General features: G+C 62.5%; 10 protein-coding genes. 2 read left to right on the top strand and 8 right to left on the bottom strand.

All coding sequences use genetic code 11. The features are described 5' to 3' along the window. Positions 1-3 precede the first annotated feature (3 nt). Both BUA36_RS06095 and BUA36_RS06090 read right to left on the bottom strand, forming a co-directional pair. A complete protein-coding gene (locus tag BUA36_RS06095; RefSeq protein WP_229255623.1) occupies positions 4-2232 on the bottom strand; it encodes a TonB-dependent receptor in 2229 nt (742 codons plus the stop codon). 110 nt (positions 2233-2342) lie between these two features. Beyond that, entirely contained in the window at positions 2343-2849 is a 507-nt protein-coding gene (locus BUA36_RS06090; protein WP_072782330.1) for a TspO/MBR family protein, read from the bottom strand. A gap of 174 nt (positions 2850-3023) precedes the next feature. On the opposite strand from BUA36_RS06090, the gene BUA36_RS06085 reads away from it, so the two are divergent. Both BUA36_RS06085 and BUA36_RS06080 read left to right on the top strand, forming a co-directional pair. After that, positions 3024-3689 carry an SDR family oxidoreductase gene (locus BUA36_RS06085; protein WP_072782329.1) on the top strand — a complete coding sequence of 222 codons (666 nt, stop codon included), beginning with the start codon at positions 3024-3026 and terminating at the stop codon, positions 3687-3689. Between the two features lie 59 nt (positions 3690-3748). Then, positions 3749-4660, top strand: a complete 912-nt coding sequence (locus BUA36_RS06080; protein ID WP_084560035.1) for a polysaccharide deacetylase family protein — start codon at positions 3749-3751, stop codon at positions 4658-4660. On the opposite strand, the gene BUA36_RS06075 is transcribed toward BUA36_RS06080, so the two are convergent. The 6 genes from BUA36_RS06075 to BUA36_RS06050 form a co-directional block, all read right to left on the bottom strand. Beyond that, a complete protein-coding gene (locus BUA36_RS06075; RefSeq protein WP_084560017.1) occupies positions 4631-7675 on the bottom strand; it encodes a sensor histidine kinase in 3045 nt (1014 codons plus the stop codon). The genes BUA36_RS06080 and BUA36_RS06075 overlap by 30 nt on opposite strands. Before the next feature lie 5 nt (positions 7676-7680). Further along, on the bottom strand, positions 7681-10698 hold the full coding sequence (locus BUA36_RS06070) for a sensor histidine kinase (RefSeq protein ID WP_072782322.1): 3018 nt from the start codon (positions 10696-10698) through the stop codon (positions 7681-7683). Between the two features lie 67 nt (positions 10699-10765). Next, a complete protein-coding gene (locus tag BUA36_RS06065) occupies positions 10766-12100 on the bottom strand; it encodes an amino acid permease (protein WP_072782320.1) in 1335 nt (444 codons plus the stop codon). 41 nt (positions 12101-12141) lie between these two features. Further along, a complete protein-coding gene (locus BUA36_RS06060) occupies positions 12142-13485 on the bottom strand; it encodes an amidohydrolase family protein (RefSeq protein WP_167544259.1) in 1344 nt (447 codons plus the stop codon). Position 13486: 1 nt separating this feature from the next. Next, a complete protein-coding gene (locus BUA36_RS06055; protein ID WP_072782312.1) occupies positions 13487-14623 on the bottom strand; it encodes a dipeptidase in 1137 nt (378 codons plus the stop codon). A 10-nt stretch (positions 14624-14633) separates the two neighbouring features. Continuing rightward, positions 14634-15080 carry a RidA family protein gene (locus BUA36_RS06050; protein ID WP_084560016.1) on the bottom strand — a complete coding sequence of 149 codons (447 nt, stop codon included), beginning with the start codon at positions 15078-15080 and terminating at the stop codon, positions 14634-14636. Between the last annotated feature and the right edge of the window lie 76 nt (positions 15081-15156).

The following is a 15156-nucleotide window of genomic DNA, read 5'->3' as shown; positions in this document are numbered from 1 at the left end:
GGATCAGAAGCGGTAGTCCAGTCGGAGGTCAACGGTGCGTGGATCGCTTGGCGTCAGCATGCCGAAGCTGTCGATGTTGATGGGGTGGACCTTGTTCTCGAGATTCTTCACCCGCGCCGTCACTGTCCAGGCGCCGCGCTGTGGGCGGTAGCGCAGCGTGGCGTCGCTTTCGGTGTACGAAGGTACGCGGTATTGCAGCAGCTGGGCAGGCACCGCGATGATGTAGGAAGCGCTGCGGCGCGCATTCACGCCAGCCGCCAGTTCACCGTTCGCCACCGGGAAGCTGTGTTCATAACCCAGCGTCAGCGTGTTGGACGGCGCGTGATCGAGCTTGTTGCCGGCCCAGTTGTGTACGCCGTCCGGGGTGTAGCGCACGTAATGCGCGTCCAGCAGCGACAACGCGTAGTTGAAGCGGTCACGCGCCGTGACCATGAACTGGCCTTCGGCTTCCAGTCCCTTGACGCTGGCTTCCCCCGCGTTACTGGTGACAAAGCGCGGCGCGCCGGAGACGATGGCGACGCTCGACAACTGCAGATTCTTGTAGTCGTATTTGAACACCGACAGGTTCAGGCTGGCCTTGTTGTCCCAGAAGCGGGTCTTCACGCCGGCCTCGTAGGAACGCACGGTTTCCGGCTGATAGACCAGCGCTTGCGCAGGCACCGCCAGTGCGGCAGGGCAGCTCAGTCCCAGCTGGTTGGCGCCAGCCAGGCAGCCGTCGTTAAAGCCGCCAGCCTTGTAGCCGGTGGCCACCGAGCCATACAGCAGCGTGCTTGGCGCCAGGTCGTAGTCGGCACCCAGGCGCCAGGTGTTCTGGTGCGTTGTCAGGCTGGCGTCGTTGAGCAGCTTGAAGTCGGTGGCGGGATTGAATGCCGCCGCCTGCTGGAAGTTGGTCGAGCCGATGCGCGACTTGTCGTCATGCGTTGAACGGATGCCTGCCGTGGTGCGCAGCTTGTCGGTGACGCGGTAGGTGGCCTGGCCGAAGATCGCCTTGCTGGTCGCAACGGTCGGACCGTGATCGAAGATGTAGTACGGCGGCAGGCCGATCACGTCCAGGTCATGGAAGGTGTACAGCTGCGACGACTGTTCGCTGAAGTAGTACAGGCCTGCCTGTGCGTTGAATGGCCCTTCGCTGTTGGTGGCCACGCGCAGTTCGTGCGAGTTCTGCGTGTAGTCGCCCAAGAAGCTCTCGCGCACGTTGAGCGCCAACGCCGGCTGCACGCGGTAGTAGAAGTTGGCCAGCTGGTCGTGATCGAAGCTGCGATGCGAACCAAGATAGTAGAGCGTGGCCGGTCCCAAGTCCCAGGTCAGGTCGGCGCTGATGCCGGAGGTGTTCTTGTAGCTGTGCGCCTGGGCCGGCGGCGCAATCGCCGCATTTGGTGCGATGAAGTTGTAGGTCAGCTGCGTACGCGTGCCGCTGCCGTACGGGACCGGCTTGCCGTCAGCCACACCTTTGTAGAAATTGGTGTCCGGGACGTAGCTGTCGTTGTTGTCGTCGACCTTGCTATGGTCGTAGCGCAGCACCAGCGTGGCGTCGCGCGTGATTTTCAGTTTGGCCGACAGGCGCGCGGACAAATCGTCGCGGTCCTTGCCCAGCTTGCGGCCGGTGTTCAAGCCGTTGGTGAGATAGCTGTCATGCTTGTTGTAGGCCATGGCGGCACGCAGCGACAGCATGTCGTTGACGGGCAGGTTGACCATGGCGCTGAGTTTGCGGCTGTTGTAGTTGCCGATTTCAGTCGCCACCCACGCTTCGAAGCGGTTGATGGGGGCCTTGGAAATCACGCTGACCACGCCGGCCGTGGTGTTACGGCCGTACAGCGTGCCCTGTGGACCGCGCAGCACTTCCACGCGTTCCAGATCGTAGAAGCTCAGGTTCTGGATTTGCGGGCGCGCGATGTAAATTCCGTCCAGCAGGAAGGCGGCGGAGGGATCGCCTTTTTCCGTGGTGTCGGCGTTGAAGACGCCGCGCATGGTGATGCGCAAGCCATCCGGCGCGTAGTCCATTTCCACGTTGGGCACGCGCGCGGCGATGGCGCCGGGCGTATCGATGCCGGCGGCGTTCATCTGCTCGGCGGTGAGCGTGGTCATGGACACCGGTGTTTTCGATTCCAGCGATGGCGAACGCTGGGCCGTGACCGTGACTTCCTGAATCTGGGCGCGCGCCGCTTGCGCGAACATGAGCGACAGGGAAAGGAACAGCAGTTTTGGGATAGCGGAGGCCGGTGCTTTCATCATTGTTATTTTCTAAACGACAGTTGCGTTTAAGATGCAAAACCCAAGAGCATATCATGTTGGCTTGCAAAAACGTAGTTGATAAAGCAACTATCTGGATAGAAAGATCACATTTACAGCACCGTCGGATTCCGTTGCCAGACGGCGTAGCAGAGGCACGTCGCAAAGCTCACCCAGCAGATGTAGGGAACTAACAACAGTCCAGCCCAGCGGTCGCGGCGCCAGAACGCGTGGATGGTGGCGGCGATCAGCAGCCACAGTAAAACAATGTCGCCAAACGCTGCCGCGCCCTCGTGCCAGGCAAAGAACAGCCAGGTCCACAGCGCGTTGACAGCCAGCTGAATTGTGTACAGCGCCAGTTCTGTGCGCGCAGTGCCCGGCGCGCTGGCACGCTGCACACGCCATGCGGCGATGGCCATGAGCGCGTACAGCGCAGTCCATACGGGAGCAAACAGCCATGGCGGCGGCGCCCAGTTCGGCCGTTCCAGATGCTGATAGAAGTCCTGTGCCTGCGCCGAGGCGTAGGCGCCGATGGCGGCAAAGATAAATGTCAATACCAGCCAGCCGGCGAGGGCAGGCAGCTGTAACGGTCGATGCGGGTCGTGGATCTGGGCTGTCATAGGGCTTCCTCCGGGTTGACGGTGGCATCATGGTCGCGGCCAGTGGTCGTGGGGTCTGTGCGGCATATCACGGATCTTCAATCTGGCGTTGAAGGTCATTCAAGGTCCAGGCCAATTATCGCCGCAATCGTCCAGGCGCAGAATGTGTTGGTCAACTTTATAACGGAGCACATCATGAAGAATCAGACGGTGGTGGTGATAGGCGGCCTTTCCGGCATCGGCAAGGCGGTGGCGGAGCAGGCGGCAGCGGCGGGCGCGCGCGTGATTGCGGCAGGTCGCCGCTCTGCGCCGCAGGTGGACATTGCGGATGACGCGTCGGTGCAGCGCTTCTTTGCCGAGGTGGGGGAGTTCGATCACCTGGTAGTGACTTCCGGCCCGGTCATCGCGTCGGCCCGCCTGGCCGATTTGAACGTGGCGGATGCCATGGCCGCGTTCAACGTCAAATTCTTTGGCCAGTTGCGCGCTGTGAAGTTCGCTGCGCCGTTCCTGCGCGCCGGCGGATCGGTGACGCTGACCTCCGGCCTGCTGGCGCGCAAGGCAGTGGCCGGCGCGTTGGGGAAGGCGACCATGAATGCGGCTGTCGAATCGATGGCGAAAACGCTTGCGCGTGAACTGGCTCCGCTGCGCGTCAATGTCATCAGTCCGGGCATGGTGGAAACCGGCATGTGGGGTGAAATGACCGACGCCGAGCGTGCTGCCATGGCGCAGCGCGCCGGCGGTGGCTTGCCTGTCGGACGCGTAGGCCAGCCTTCGGAACTGGCGCAGGCTTACCTGATGGTGATGCAGAACGGCTTCATGACAGGCGCTGTGGTGGATGTCGATGGTGGAGGTGTGCTGTGAAGCGCCGCCAGTTTTTGTCTGGCGCGGCCGGCAGTGTGGCCCTGGCGGTGAGCGGCATCATGACCACCGATGCGCAGGCCGGCGATGCGCCAGCTGCTGGCAGCATTGGTAGCACTGGCGGTTTCTGGCCGGGTGACACGCGGCTGGTCATTTCCATCTCAATGCAGTTCGAGGCAGGCGGCCAGCCCGCCAAGGGCGCGGACTCGCCGTTCCCGAAAGTCGACTTTCCATTCAGCGTGAAAGCCGATGCCGTCACCAATACCTGGTTTGCCTACGGCTACCGCGAAGGCATCCCGCGCATGCTGGATCTGTGGGACAAGCACGGCGTCAAGGTGACCTCGCACATGATCGGCGAAGCGGTGCAACGCCATCCAGAGCTGGCGCGGGACATCGTCCGGCGTGGCCACGAGGCTGCGGGCCATGGTCCGCGCTGGAGTTCGCAGTTTGCGATGAGCCGCGCCGACGAACGCGCTTTCCTGGTGGCCGGCCGGGATATGGTGCAGCAGGTGACGGGCGAACGCACCGTCGGCTATAACTGCAACTGGCTGCGCCGCGGGCCGAATACGCTGTCGCTGCTGCAGGAGCTGGGCTTTGTTTATCATATCGATGACCTTAGCCGCGATGAGCCGTTTATTGAAAAGGTCGATGGCAAGGATTTCGTGGTGGTGCCATACACGCTGCGGAATAACGACATCCTGCTGATCGAGGGCCGTAATTATTCGCCGCAGCAGTTCCTTGACCAGATCAAGGGCGAGTTCGATCAGCTGTATGAGGAAGCGGGAAAACGCCGCCGCATGATGTCGATTAGCGCGCATGACCGCATCAGCGGTACGCCGCAGATGGTGCGGGTATGGGACGAATTCCTCACTTACGCCCGCAGCAAGGCTGGCGTGGCCTTTATGCGCAAGGACGATATCGCCCGTTATGCGCTGGCCAGCCCACTAACGCTGCGTGAAACGGAAACGATCTAGGCCTAGGCGCGGCGTGTCCAGATAGGCTGCGCGGGCCGGCACGGTCAGTGTCACGCGCAGGCCGCCGGCTGGATTGGCAACCAGCTCCAGTGCGCCGCCAGCGCGGGCGGCGCGTTCGCGCATGCCGACCAGGCCGTAATGCTTTTGCTTGCCCGCCGCATCCGCTGCGATGCCCACGCCGTCATCGCTGATCTGGAGTTTGAATGCGTCCTTCTCGTAGATGACACGCGCTTCCACATGGCGCGCATTGGCGTGCTGGAAGGCGTTGCGCAATGCCTCGCGCGCAATTTCGCAAGCTTCTTCGGCGACCGTGTCCCGCAGCTTGCGGCGCGGCCCGGCCATGGCGCTGCCAAACGCGGTGGCTGGATGCTCCTGCTGCAAGAACTGGCCAGCTTCCTCGATGGCTGTCTCTACATCGTCCACACGGCCGGTACGGAGTTCGTACACCTGGTCGCGGCCTTCAACAATGGTGTCGTTGGCCTGGTCCAGTATCGGCATCAGCTTTTGACGTGCTTCTTCCGGCAGGCTGTGCGACACGATATCCAGACGCAGTATCAGCGCCTGTACGCTTTGCAGGAAGGTGTCGTGCAGCGTGCGGGCGATGCGTTCGCGTTCGGCCATGCGTACCGTGAGCTGGTCGGCTACACGCCTGGTCGCCACCCGCATGCGGTATTGATACAGCAGGTAGAGCAGGGCCGCAGCGGCGATTGCGCACAGCGCCTTGAACCAGATGGTTTGCACAAACCTGGGTTCGATCGTGAACTCCAGCACGGCATCGTTCACGCCAGGCACGCCGTCTTCGTTGATTGCCCGGACCCGGAAGGTATAGCTGCCAGGCGCCACGTTGGTGTAGTAGGCGGTGCGGCGTGCGCCAGCTTCCTGCCATTCTTCATTGATGCCGGATAGCTGATACTGGAAGCGCATGGCTTCCGGCTTGCCCAGGCCCGGTGCAGTGAACTGGATGCTGAAGTTTTGTGCGCCCGGCGGCAGGCGCTGCCCCGGCACCGCTGCGTAGCTGGTGCCGCCTGCATCCAGCTGCATCACCTGCGGCACGGGCGCGATGGCGTTGCGGCGAATCTGGCCGGGTGACAGACGCAGCACGCCAGCGCTGGTAAGAAACCAGATCTGGCCGTCGCGGCCCATGTAGACGCTGGGCAGGCGGGTTTCCAGCATGGCTTGTCCGATGTAGCCGTCCAGTGCCCCGAGCAGTTCGTACTGGAGCGCGACATCGGGATTGGCTACTGCCGCGCGCCAGTCGTCGCGGCGCACATGCACCACACCGTGGCCGCCGTTGAACCAGCGGTCGCCGTCGGCGCTGACCGCCATGCCGGAGATGTTGGCCAGGTCCTCAGGCCTGGCGGCCTTGATCTTGCGGAAGCCATGGCCGTTGAAGATGGCCAGGCCAAGGTCGCCACCGATCAGGACATCGTCGTTGACAGCGACCATGGTGGCGAGGCCAATGTCTTTTGCATCGTAAGTGGTCAGCTTGCCGTTGTCGTTCAAGACCACGGTGGCGTCGCCGGTTGCCTGCCAGCGTACGCCGGGTTTGCGGCCTGCGCCCGCAATAAAGATACGCGGCGGCAGACTGAAGGCGCTGCGCGGTTGCCAGCGGCCGTCGATATATCCCATCAATCCGGTTTGCTGGGAAGTGGTCCACAGCACTTTGCCGTCATCCTGCAAGCCTGCGACGTCCAGATCCATCACTTTGCCGTCGCGCGCCGGCGGCAGTGGGATGTAGCTGACTTGCCCATGGAAGCGTCGCTCGATATCACGGGCTCTGACCATCAGTAACGCACCGTCGCGGTCATTGGTCATGGCCTGATAAAAAGTGCTGGAACGCTGAGGTTCGCCGCCGGCGGACAGGCGCCAGGTCATCTTATTGACCATGTCGGACAGCCAGACGCCGCCCTCGGTATCGCCGGCCATGCTGAAATGGCCGCTGACCGGCGGCAGGCGAACGGGGACCAGCCGGTTTTCACGAAAGCGATCCAGGCCGCCCTGGGTAGCGATCCATACGTTGCCTTCCTGGTCTTCCAGTACCGCATTGGCGGATGGCGAGGACAGCGTCAGTTGCGGATTGCGTTTGTCACTGGCTTCACGCGACGGGAAATACGCGCCGCCCTGGCGTTCGCCCGCGCGCGCGACGATGCACAAACCTTCTGGGCAGGACCGTGTCCATAAATTGCCATCACGGTCAAACTGGGCAAGGTAGCGTGATTCAGCGGAGTTAAAGCGTGCGGGGCGCGGCAGCGTTGCGCTGGCGCCGGCAGGCTGGGTCTTGTCAACTGCAACCGGATAAACCTGGTCGGCATCGGCGAGCCAGATACGGCCGTCGGGCGACTGTATCAGGCTACCCTGATTGTGCTGGGCCAGCACCAGCCTGAATTTTCCGCTGGCCTGGTCGCGCAGATAGACACCATCGGCAAACAAGGACCATAACTGGCCGTACTGGTCGATCAGGACGCCGCGCGCGGTGTCCTGCGGCAGCCCCTGTTCTGGTCCGATCTTGCGCAATTGCTGATGGGCGTAGTGATACAGGCCGTTGGCAGTGGCGATCCACGCGCTGCCGTCATCTACGATAGCGAAGGTCATGATAGGGCCGATCGGACTATCCAGCGGCACGATATCATCTATCCGGCCGTCCTTGTGCAGCACCGATACGCCGCCCACGGAATAGCTGATCCACAGATCGCCATTGCCATGTGCGCGCATATTGGCGATGCGGCGTTTGGCCACTTCTCCGCGGATGGGGAACTCGTAGCGCTCGAAACGCACGCCGTCAAAGCGGAATAATCCGGTGGAGGTGCCCAGCCACAGCCAGCCATCCGGCGTCTGCGCCATGACCGAGACTTCGGCTGGCGCACCGTCACGCGTGGTCCAGCTGGCGTGGTTATAGTCGGGGAGCCTCAGGTCAGGGTTGATGGCGTGGGCGGCGCCGGAGATGACAAGTGCAAGCGGGAGCGCGGCCAGCACTGCCCTGAATGAGCGGTGCCGGCCGATTTTTGATACGGGCATTCTGATTATCCAAACAGGCGGCGCCACCAGGATTTGCGGTGGCCCGCATAGGCGCGTGGCGCGGAGAGCGTCATTGTAACGCTGCTGCCGGCATCTTGTGTACTGTCGATTTTCAGCGCCGCACCGATGCGCGCTGCCCGCTCGCGCATGCCGACCAGTCCCCAGTGGCCGCTAGCTGGCGTTGGCGGCATGCCTTTGCCGTCATCGCGCACGCTGAACGTGAAGTGCTGTGCGCCGTAGTCCAGCTGCACCACGATGCGCTCGGCTTCGGCATGCTGGAAGGCGTTGCGCACCGCCTCGCGGGCGATTTCGCAAATGTCCTCGACCACGCCGGCACGCAGCATGGTGCGCTTGCCGCTGACTGCCAGCTCAAACGCGCTACCGGGATAGCTGGCCGATAGCAGGGCAGCGATGTCGCGCAAGCCGCTTTCCAGCTCATCGAGCTGCGATGCGCGCAGCTCATGCACCTGCGCACGGCCTTCCGTGATGCTGGCGCGGGCGCTGTCCAGTATCGGCGCCAGCGATTTGCGGGTGGCGCTATCGCCGGGCAGTCCATCGACCGCAGCGTCCAGCCGCAGTACCAGGCCTTGCACGCTTTGCAGGAAGGTGTCGTGCAAGGCGCGTGCGATGCGTTCACGTTCCGCCAGGCGTACTTCCATACGTTCTTCCAGCCGTGCCGTGACGACGCGCAGGCGGTAGAGGTACAGCAGATACAGGGCAATCCCAATCGCCAGCACACAGACTGCCCGGAACCACCAGGTTTGCACCACGGTTGGTTCGATTTCGAAGTCGACGCTAGCCGGCTGCGCACTCCACACGTCATCTTCATTGGCGGCACGGACCTGGAAGCGGTACGCACCTGGCGGCACATTGGTGTAATAGGCGGTGCGGCGCGGGCCGGCGTCCTGCCAATCGCGGTCCGCACCCTCCATCCGGTACTGGAAGTGCACCCCTTCGGGCTGGCGCAGGCTGGCCGCCGAATAGTTGATATTGAAGCTGTGGGCGCCGGCGGGCAGCTTCAGGTCGGGCTGGACGGCATAGCTGGCCGCAGCCGTGTGCAGGCCTTGCACGCTGACGACCGGGGCGACGTCGTTGCGGCTGATGTTACGCGTGTCGAAGCGCAGCAGGCCGCCCGTGCTGTTCAGCCAAAGCTGGCCGTCTTTGTCCAGCTTTGCGCTTGGATGGCGATTTTCCAGCATCGCCTTGCCGACATAGCCGTCGTCGGCGCCGAATAGCCTGTAGCGCATGGGCTGCTCCGGGTGCAGCAGGGCCGCCTTCCAGTCCTCGCCGCGTATGTGCACCAGGCCTTTGCCGCCATTGAGCCAACGGTCGCCATCCGGGGTCACGACCAGGCCGGAAATGTTTTGCAGAACCTCTGGATCGGCAGCCGTCAGTTGCCGGAACCGGTCGCCGACCAGCACGGCCAGGCCTTTGTCACCGCCGACAACGATCCCGCCATCGGTGAAGATGCCGGTCGCCAGGCCGGCCATCGGTGCGGGATAGATGGTTTGCCTGTCATTTTCGTCGAACAGCACAACCGTGCCGTCGGCGCAGGCAAGCCAGGTGTGGCCAGGCTTGGCGCCGGGTGTCCCCATGACTATTTTGGGCGGCAGCTTGTATTTTGAGCGCGGCAGCCATGGGCCGTCACCATCCTTGAGGAATAAGCCGGCTTGCACTGTCATCAGCCAAAGACGTTTGCCGTCGTCGGTGAGTCCAAGCACCATCAGGTCTTGTGGCCGGCCATCTTTGTCGGGAACCTCGGGCATCGCGATCTTGTCGATTTTTCCGTGGTAGCGGTGTTCGATATCGCGCTTCCACGGCAGCAGCAGGCCGCCGTCACGGCTCTTTGCGGTGACGCTGGCTGGCGTCGGGTCCCGTTCCGGTTCGGCGCCAACCTTGAGTTTCCAGACTGCGTTGTTATAGGGATCGGCCGCCCAGAACTGGCCATTTTCATCGACCGTCGTCATGTAGACAGCGCGGCTGCTCGACAAGCGGAAACGCTGCATGCGGTTGTCACGGTAGCGGTCCAGGCCTTCCATGGTGGCGACCCAGATATTGTGCTCGCGGTCTTCAAGGATGGCATTTCCCGCCAGGGCAGTCGCTCCCGGCGCCATTTTGAGTCCGTCCGCCGCTTTCGGCGCAGCCGCGATGGCATCGGTTTTTGCCACCACGTGGGCTGGCGTCACGCACAAATCGTTGGGGCATTTCAGCTGCCATAGATTGCCGTCGCGGTCAAAATGCGCGACCCAGTCGGTGCCGAAACCGGGCAGGCTGCCTGGCTTTGCTTGCGGCGCCATTCTGGCGCTGGGATCGGCGGGCGCCGGCAGGGCTTCGATCTTTTCGCTATTGGTGGTCCAGATGCGGCCATCGGGCGACTCAATCAGTCCTGACCTCACCGGTAGTGCGCGCACCTGCTGGAAGCGGTCGGTCGTGCGGTCGTACAGATACACCGCATTGAATCCGGCAGCCCAGAAGCGGTTATAGCGGTCAACGCGGATATCGGCAATCGCATTGGGCAGGCCCTGTTCGGCGCCGTAGCGCCTGACCTGGCCCTGGCGTATGCGGAACAGGCCGCGCGCAGATCCAGTCCAGACATCGCCGTTATCGTCGAAGGCCATTTGCGAGGAAGGCGGAATCTTATCGATAGGGACCACTTCCTCCAGCTTGCCGTCTGGGTGCAGCACCGACAGCCCGCCCGCACCGGCATAGCTGAACCACAGGTCGCCGTTGGGATGGGCGCGTACCATGAAGACCGGGAAGTTGGCGCCATGGGGCAGCTTGTACTGCGTGAAGCGCACGCCGTCGAAATAATATAAGCCGAACGGACTCGCCATCCACAGGCGGCCGTCACTGGTCTGCGCCATGCTGGCGATTTCCGCGGGTGCGCCGTCCTTGCTGGTCCAGGCGGTGTGGTGATAATCCGGCAGTGCGGTGGCGGGATTGAGCGCCTGTGCCGCGCAGGCCAGTGTGAGGAGGAAGAATCCCGCGAGGAGACGGGGCACTGCGGAGAGACGCGATGTCATGAATGATCCTGGAAGCCGGCACGCGCCGGAGCATCCAGGATTCTAGCTTGAAACCGATGTCAGGTAATTAAGCTTTTTTAACTCCCAGCTTGTAGCCCAGGGCCAGCACCACCAGCCATACCGGGATCAGATAGACCGACAGGCGCAGGTCTGGCGTCAGATACATCACCACCATGATCGCCGCCAGGAAGGCCAGGCACAGATAGTTGGTGAGCGGGTAGCCGAGGCTCTGGAACTGCGTGCTTTTGCCTTCGGCTTTCTTGTGCGCGCGGAAGCGCAGGTGTATCCAGCTGATTAGCCCCCAGTTGATCAGCAGCGCCGACACCACAAGACCCATCAGGAAACCAAACGCCTTGCCGGGCATGAAGTAGTTCACCACCACGCAGATGCCGGTCGCCACCGCCGACACAGCCAGCGCCGTGAGCGGCACGCCGCGCGCGTTCACCGTCAGCAGCGACTTCGGTGCATTGCCTTGTTTGGCCAGGCCGTACAGCATGCGGGTATTGGAGTACACGCCGCTGTTGTACACGGACAGCGCCGCCGTCAGCACCACCACGTTGAGCGCATGGGCCACCAGATTGCTGTTCAATGCGTGGAAGATCAGCACGAACGGACTGCCGCTGGTGACGACTTTCTCCCATGGGTACAGCGACAGCAGGATGCCCAGCGCGCCGATGTAGAAAATCAGGATGCGGTAGATGGCCTGGTTGGTCGCCTTCGGAATGGTGTGCGACGGGTTATCCGCCTCGGCGGCGGTAATGCCGATCAGCTCCAGGCCACCAAACGAGAACATGATGACGGCCATCGCCATCACCAGGCCACCGACACCGTGCGGGAAGAAGCCGCCGTGCTGCCACAGGTTGGCGACGGTGGCTTGCGGGCCGGCGTCGCCGGAGATCAGCAGGTATGCACCAAAAACGATCATGCCGACGATGGCCAGCACCTTGATGATCGCAAACCAGAACTCCATTTCGCCAAACGCTTTCACGTTGAACAGGCTGATGGCGTTGATGATGGCGAAGAAGGCCAGCGCCGAGACCCAGGTCGGCACGGCCGGCCACCAGTACTGGATGTAGATGCCGACCGCCGACAGTTCGGCCATGCTGACCAGCACATACAGCACCCAGTAATTCCAGCCCGCCATGAAGCCTGCCCAGTGGCCGCAGTATTTGTCGGCGAAGTAGCTGAAGGAACCGGCGACCGGTTCGTCCACCACCATTTCACCCAGCTGACGCATGATGAAGAAGGCGATCAGGCCCGCGACGCCATAACCGAGCAGCACGGAGGGGCCGGCCATCTGGATGGTCTGGGCGATCCCAAGAAACAGGCCGGTGCCTATGGCGCCGCCTAGCGCGATCAACTGAATGTGCCGGCTTTTCAGGCCGCGCTTAAGTTCACTCATCGAGTCCTCTGTGCGAGATTAAACATTGATTCTCGCATAACTCAGTCGTCATGCACAGGCAGTGGGGTGAACTTGTAGTCGCTGCGCGCGAACTCGTGCCCGCGCTTCACCGTCATGACGACAGCGCGGATGTTGGCGATGTCCTGCAGGGGATCGCGCTGGAGGAAGAGCATATTGGCGTATTTGCCCACCTCCAGCGTGCCGAACTCTGTTTGCTTGCCCAAGGCCTGCGCGGCATTGGCGGTGGCGGCAATGATGGCCTGCTGTGGTGTGAACCCCGCGTAGCGCACCAGCTTTTCCAGTTCGCCGTCAACCGCCGGGTAGGGATCTTCGCCGGTGTTGTCGGTATCGGTACCGGCAATGATCCTGACGCCGGCTGCATGCATGGCGCGTGTGATGTCGCCAGCCAGCGCCAGGTGGCAGTGCGGGCCATCGTTTTTGTACACGCTCAGCGTGGCGTCCATGATGGTGCCGGATCTGGCCAGTGCGGCGATGTATTCTTTGATGCCCGGATCTTCTGCGGTCAGACCTTCGTACGATGGTTCGCCGCCGTGGCCGTAGGCGGCTTTTCCCGTTTCACGTACATGGCGCGCGATCATGCAGGCGTGGGAAACGGCGGTTGCGCCCAGCGAATCGTAGGGCGTGGCAGGATAGACCTGCATGTGCGTCCATACCGGGAAATGCTGCGCTTTTGATTCCGCGATCAACTTGCGTACCAGCGTGCCAGGCAGATTGGCATAGATTTTCATGCCGGTGGCGCCGGTGCCGCGCGCCTGTGCGACGGCCAGCGGCAGGCTGGTTTGATCGTCAACCGCATACAGCCATGGCACGGCGCCGGGCTGTGCGCCCAGCGCCGCGACCACGGTACGCGGGTCTTTGAAAAAGCTGGGACCTGCGACCAGCGACGCATAGAAGATGTCCGGCGACGGGATGCGGTTCAACAGCGCGTCACGCGACAGTCCGGCCAGTTCGCGTGCATCACCGGCCATATCGCGCACGCCGGTCACGCCGCCGTAGATGCTGCGTTTCAGCTCCGCCTCGGCGTAAGGCCTATCCGGATTGGTGGCGTAGTGAACGTGGGAGTCGATCAGGCCAGGCAGCACGTATTGGCCGCTCACATCGACCATGCGGGCGCCGGCGGTCAGCTGCGGGCTTAGCTGGCTACTGGGGATGACGGCTTCGATACGGTCGTCCTTGACGATCACCGCCATGTTGGCGCGCGGCGCGGATGGCGTGCCATCAATCAGCGTGGCGCCGCGATAGATGACCCGGCCCAGTGCTTTGCCATTCAGCTTGTCGAGGCGGTCCTGCTGGGTGTTGGCGGTGCCGGCGTGTGCGGCCAGCGTGGCGATGCTCAATGCCAGTGCGGCGTACTTCAACGTCATCTCAGCTCCATATGCCATCGGCCACGCGCAGGAAGTTCGTGCCCAGGATTTTTTCGATGCGGCTGCTGCTGTGGCCACGTTTTGCCAGCAGGTCGGCCAGCTTTCTGAATTTGTCCCTGCCCGTCAAGTCAGGCAGGAAGGGCACAATGTCCGGACGTTCGCCGGGGGCGCTGATGCCGGCAGCGCGGCGTTGGCGGACCTCGTCTTCCAGGCCTTTCAGATACGTTTTCATGTCATCGATCGGCGTGACGGTACCGTCAGTGCCGATGCCGACATGGTCTTCGCCGCAGATATGGATGGCGTGTTCGATGTGGGCGACCAGGTCGGCGGCTAGCGGCTGCCGGCCCATCGCCAGGAAAGGCATGAAGTAAATGCCGACAAAGCCGCCTTTCTCCGCCACCAGGCGCAGTTCCTTGTCGGTCTTGTTGCGCGGCAGGTCAGCGATGGCGCGGCAGCCTGTATGGCTGATGATAATTGGTGATGTAGATGCGCCGATTGCATCAAGACAGATCTGCTCACCACTGTGGCTCAGGTCCACCAGCATGTGATTGCGGTTCAGCTCCGCCACTACTTCGCGGCCAAACGGCGACAGGCCTTTATTGGCCGGGACCATGGCGCCATCGCCCAGCTGGTTCGGGCCGTTGTACGTCAGCTGGACGACACGCACGCCACCCTTGGCAAATACTTCCACCCGGCGCGCATCCTTGCCCATCATGCTGGCGTTCTGGAATCCGAGAATCACGCCGATGCGGTTCTCGTTCTGGGCACGCCGGATGTCGGCAACGCTGCGCACCAGCAGCAGATCCGCTGAGCGGCGCTGTATGAGGGCGTTCCAGGATTTGATGTCCGCCAGCGTTTTTTCGTAAGGGTCGGCATCGCCGAACACGTAGCCGATGGTCATATTAAAGGCGTTCAGGCCCGAGGCCTTGGCGTCGGCGAGGGAGCGCGCGTCGATGCCAAAATCGGCTGCGGGATCGTCGCGGCGCACCGACGGCAGGTTCATATTGTCGATACCGCCCAGCGCATCGATGATGAGCGGATGCTTGTCGCGTGACGCCGGTGCCGCGGCAAACGAAGGGTGTACGGAGGCCAGGCTGGCGGCAGCGGCGCCATGCAGGAAGGTGCGGCGGGTGGTCATGCGGTTTCCCCTATTTCTTCAATGGCGCATAGGCCATGCATTCAACTTCCACTTCGCCACCCAGGGCCAGGCCGTTGGCGCCCAGTGCACTGCGCGCCGGCAGACGGTCCGGCTTGAAGTAGCTGACGTAGACCTTGTTGAAGTCTGCCCATTTCTTCATGTCGGCGATCATGATGGTGCATTTGATGACGTTGTCCATGCCCAGGTCCATGCCTTTGAGGATGGCGGCGACGTTCTCCATCGCCTTGCGTGACTGCGCTTCAAAGCCGCCCGGCACCAGACCCTTGTCGTCCGTGCCGAGTTGGCCGGACAGGTAAACCACATCTCCGGCGCGCACCGCCAGTGAAAATGGGCGGCCAGGCGGATTGCCTTGATTGTAGAACTCCGCGTCGGCAGCCGACGCAATCCCCGTGCACGCCAGCAGGGACAGGATGATGGTGAGGCGTTTGAGCGTCATTTCGGTCTCCTTTGCGTTTATGGTATCAACAATTTGTTTAAATGGTGAGAAAATATAAGAACAAATCAACAAACTG

The sequence above is a fragment of the Duganella sacchari genome (genome assembly GCF_900143065.1).
Classification (GTDB): Bacteria; Pseudomonadota; Gammaproteobacteria; order Burkholderiales; family Burkholderiaceae_D; genus Rugamonas; species Rugamonas sacchari.
This window is presented reverse-complemented; position numbering and strand designations above follow the sequence as displayed.

Coding starts and splice junctions, on each gene's coding strand:
- BUA36_RS06075 (WP_084560017.1), bottom strand. CDS start 7,675: ATGCCCGTATCAAAAATCGGCCGGCACCGCTCATTCAGGGCAGTGCTG.
- BUA36_RS06085 (WP_072782329.1), top strand. CDS start 3,024: ATGAAGAATCAGACGGTGGTGGTGATAGGCGGCCTTTCCGGCATCGGC.
- BUA36_RS06050 (WP_084560016.1), bottom strand. CDS start 15,080: ATGACGCTCAAACGCCTCACCATCATCCTGTCCCTGCTGGCGTGCACG.
- BUA36_RS06090 (WP_072782330.1), bottom strand. CDS start 2,849: ATGACAGCCCAGATCCACGACCCGCATCGACCGTTACAGCTGCCTGCC.
- BUA36_RS06080 (WP_084560035.1), top strand. CDS start 3,749: ATGACCACCGATGCGCAGGCCGGCGATGCGCCAGCTGCTGGCAGCATT.
- BUA36_RS06060 (WP_167544259.1), bottom strand. CDS start 13,485: ATGACGTTGAAGTACGCCGCACTGGCATTGAGCATCGCCACGCTGGCC.
- BUA36_RS06065 (WP_072782320.1), bottom strand. CDS start 12,100: ATGAGTGAACTTAAGCGCGGCCTGAAAAGCCGGCACATTCAGTTGATC.
- BUA36_RS06095 (WP_229255623.1), bottom strand. CDS start 2,232: ATGATGAAAGCACCGGCCTCCGCTATCCCAAAACTGCTGTTCCTTTCC.
- BUA36_RS06070 (WP_072782322.1), bottom strand. CDS start 10,698: ATGACATCGCGTCTCTCCGCAGTGCCCCGTCTCCTCGCGGGATTCTTC.
- BUA36_RS06055 (WP_072782312.1), bottom strand. CDS start 14,623: ATGACCACCCGCCGCACCTTCCTGCATGGCGCCGCTGCCGCCAGCCTG.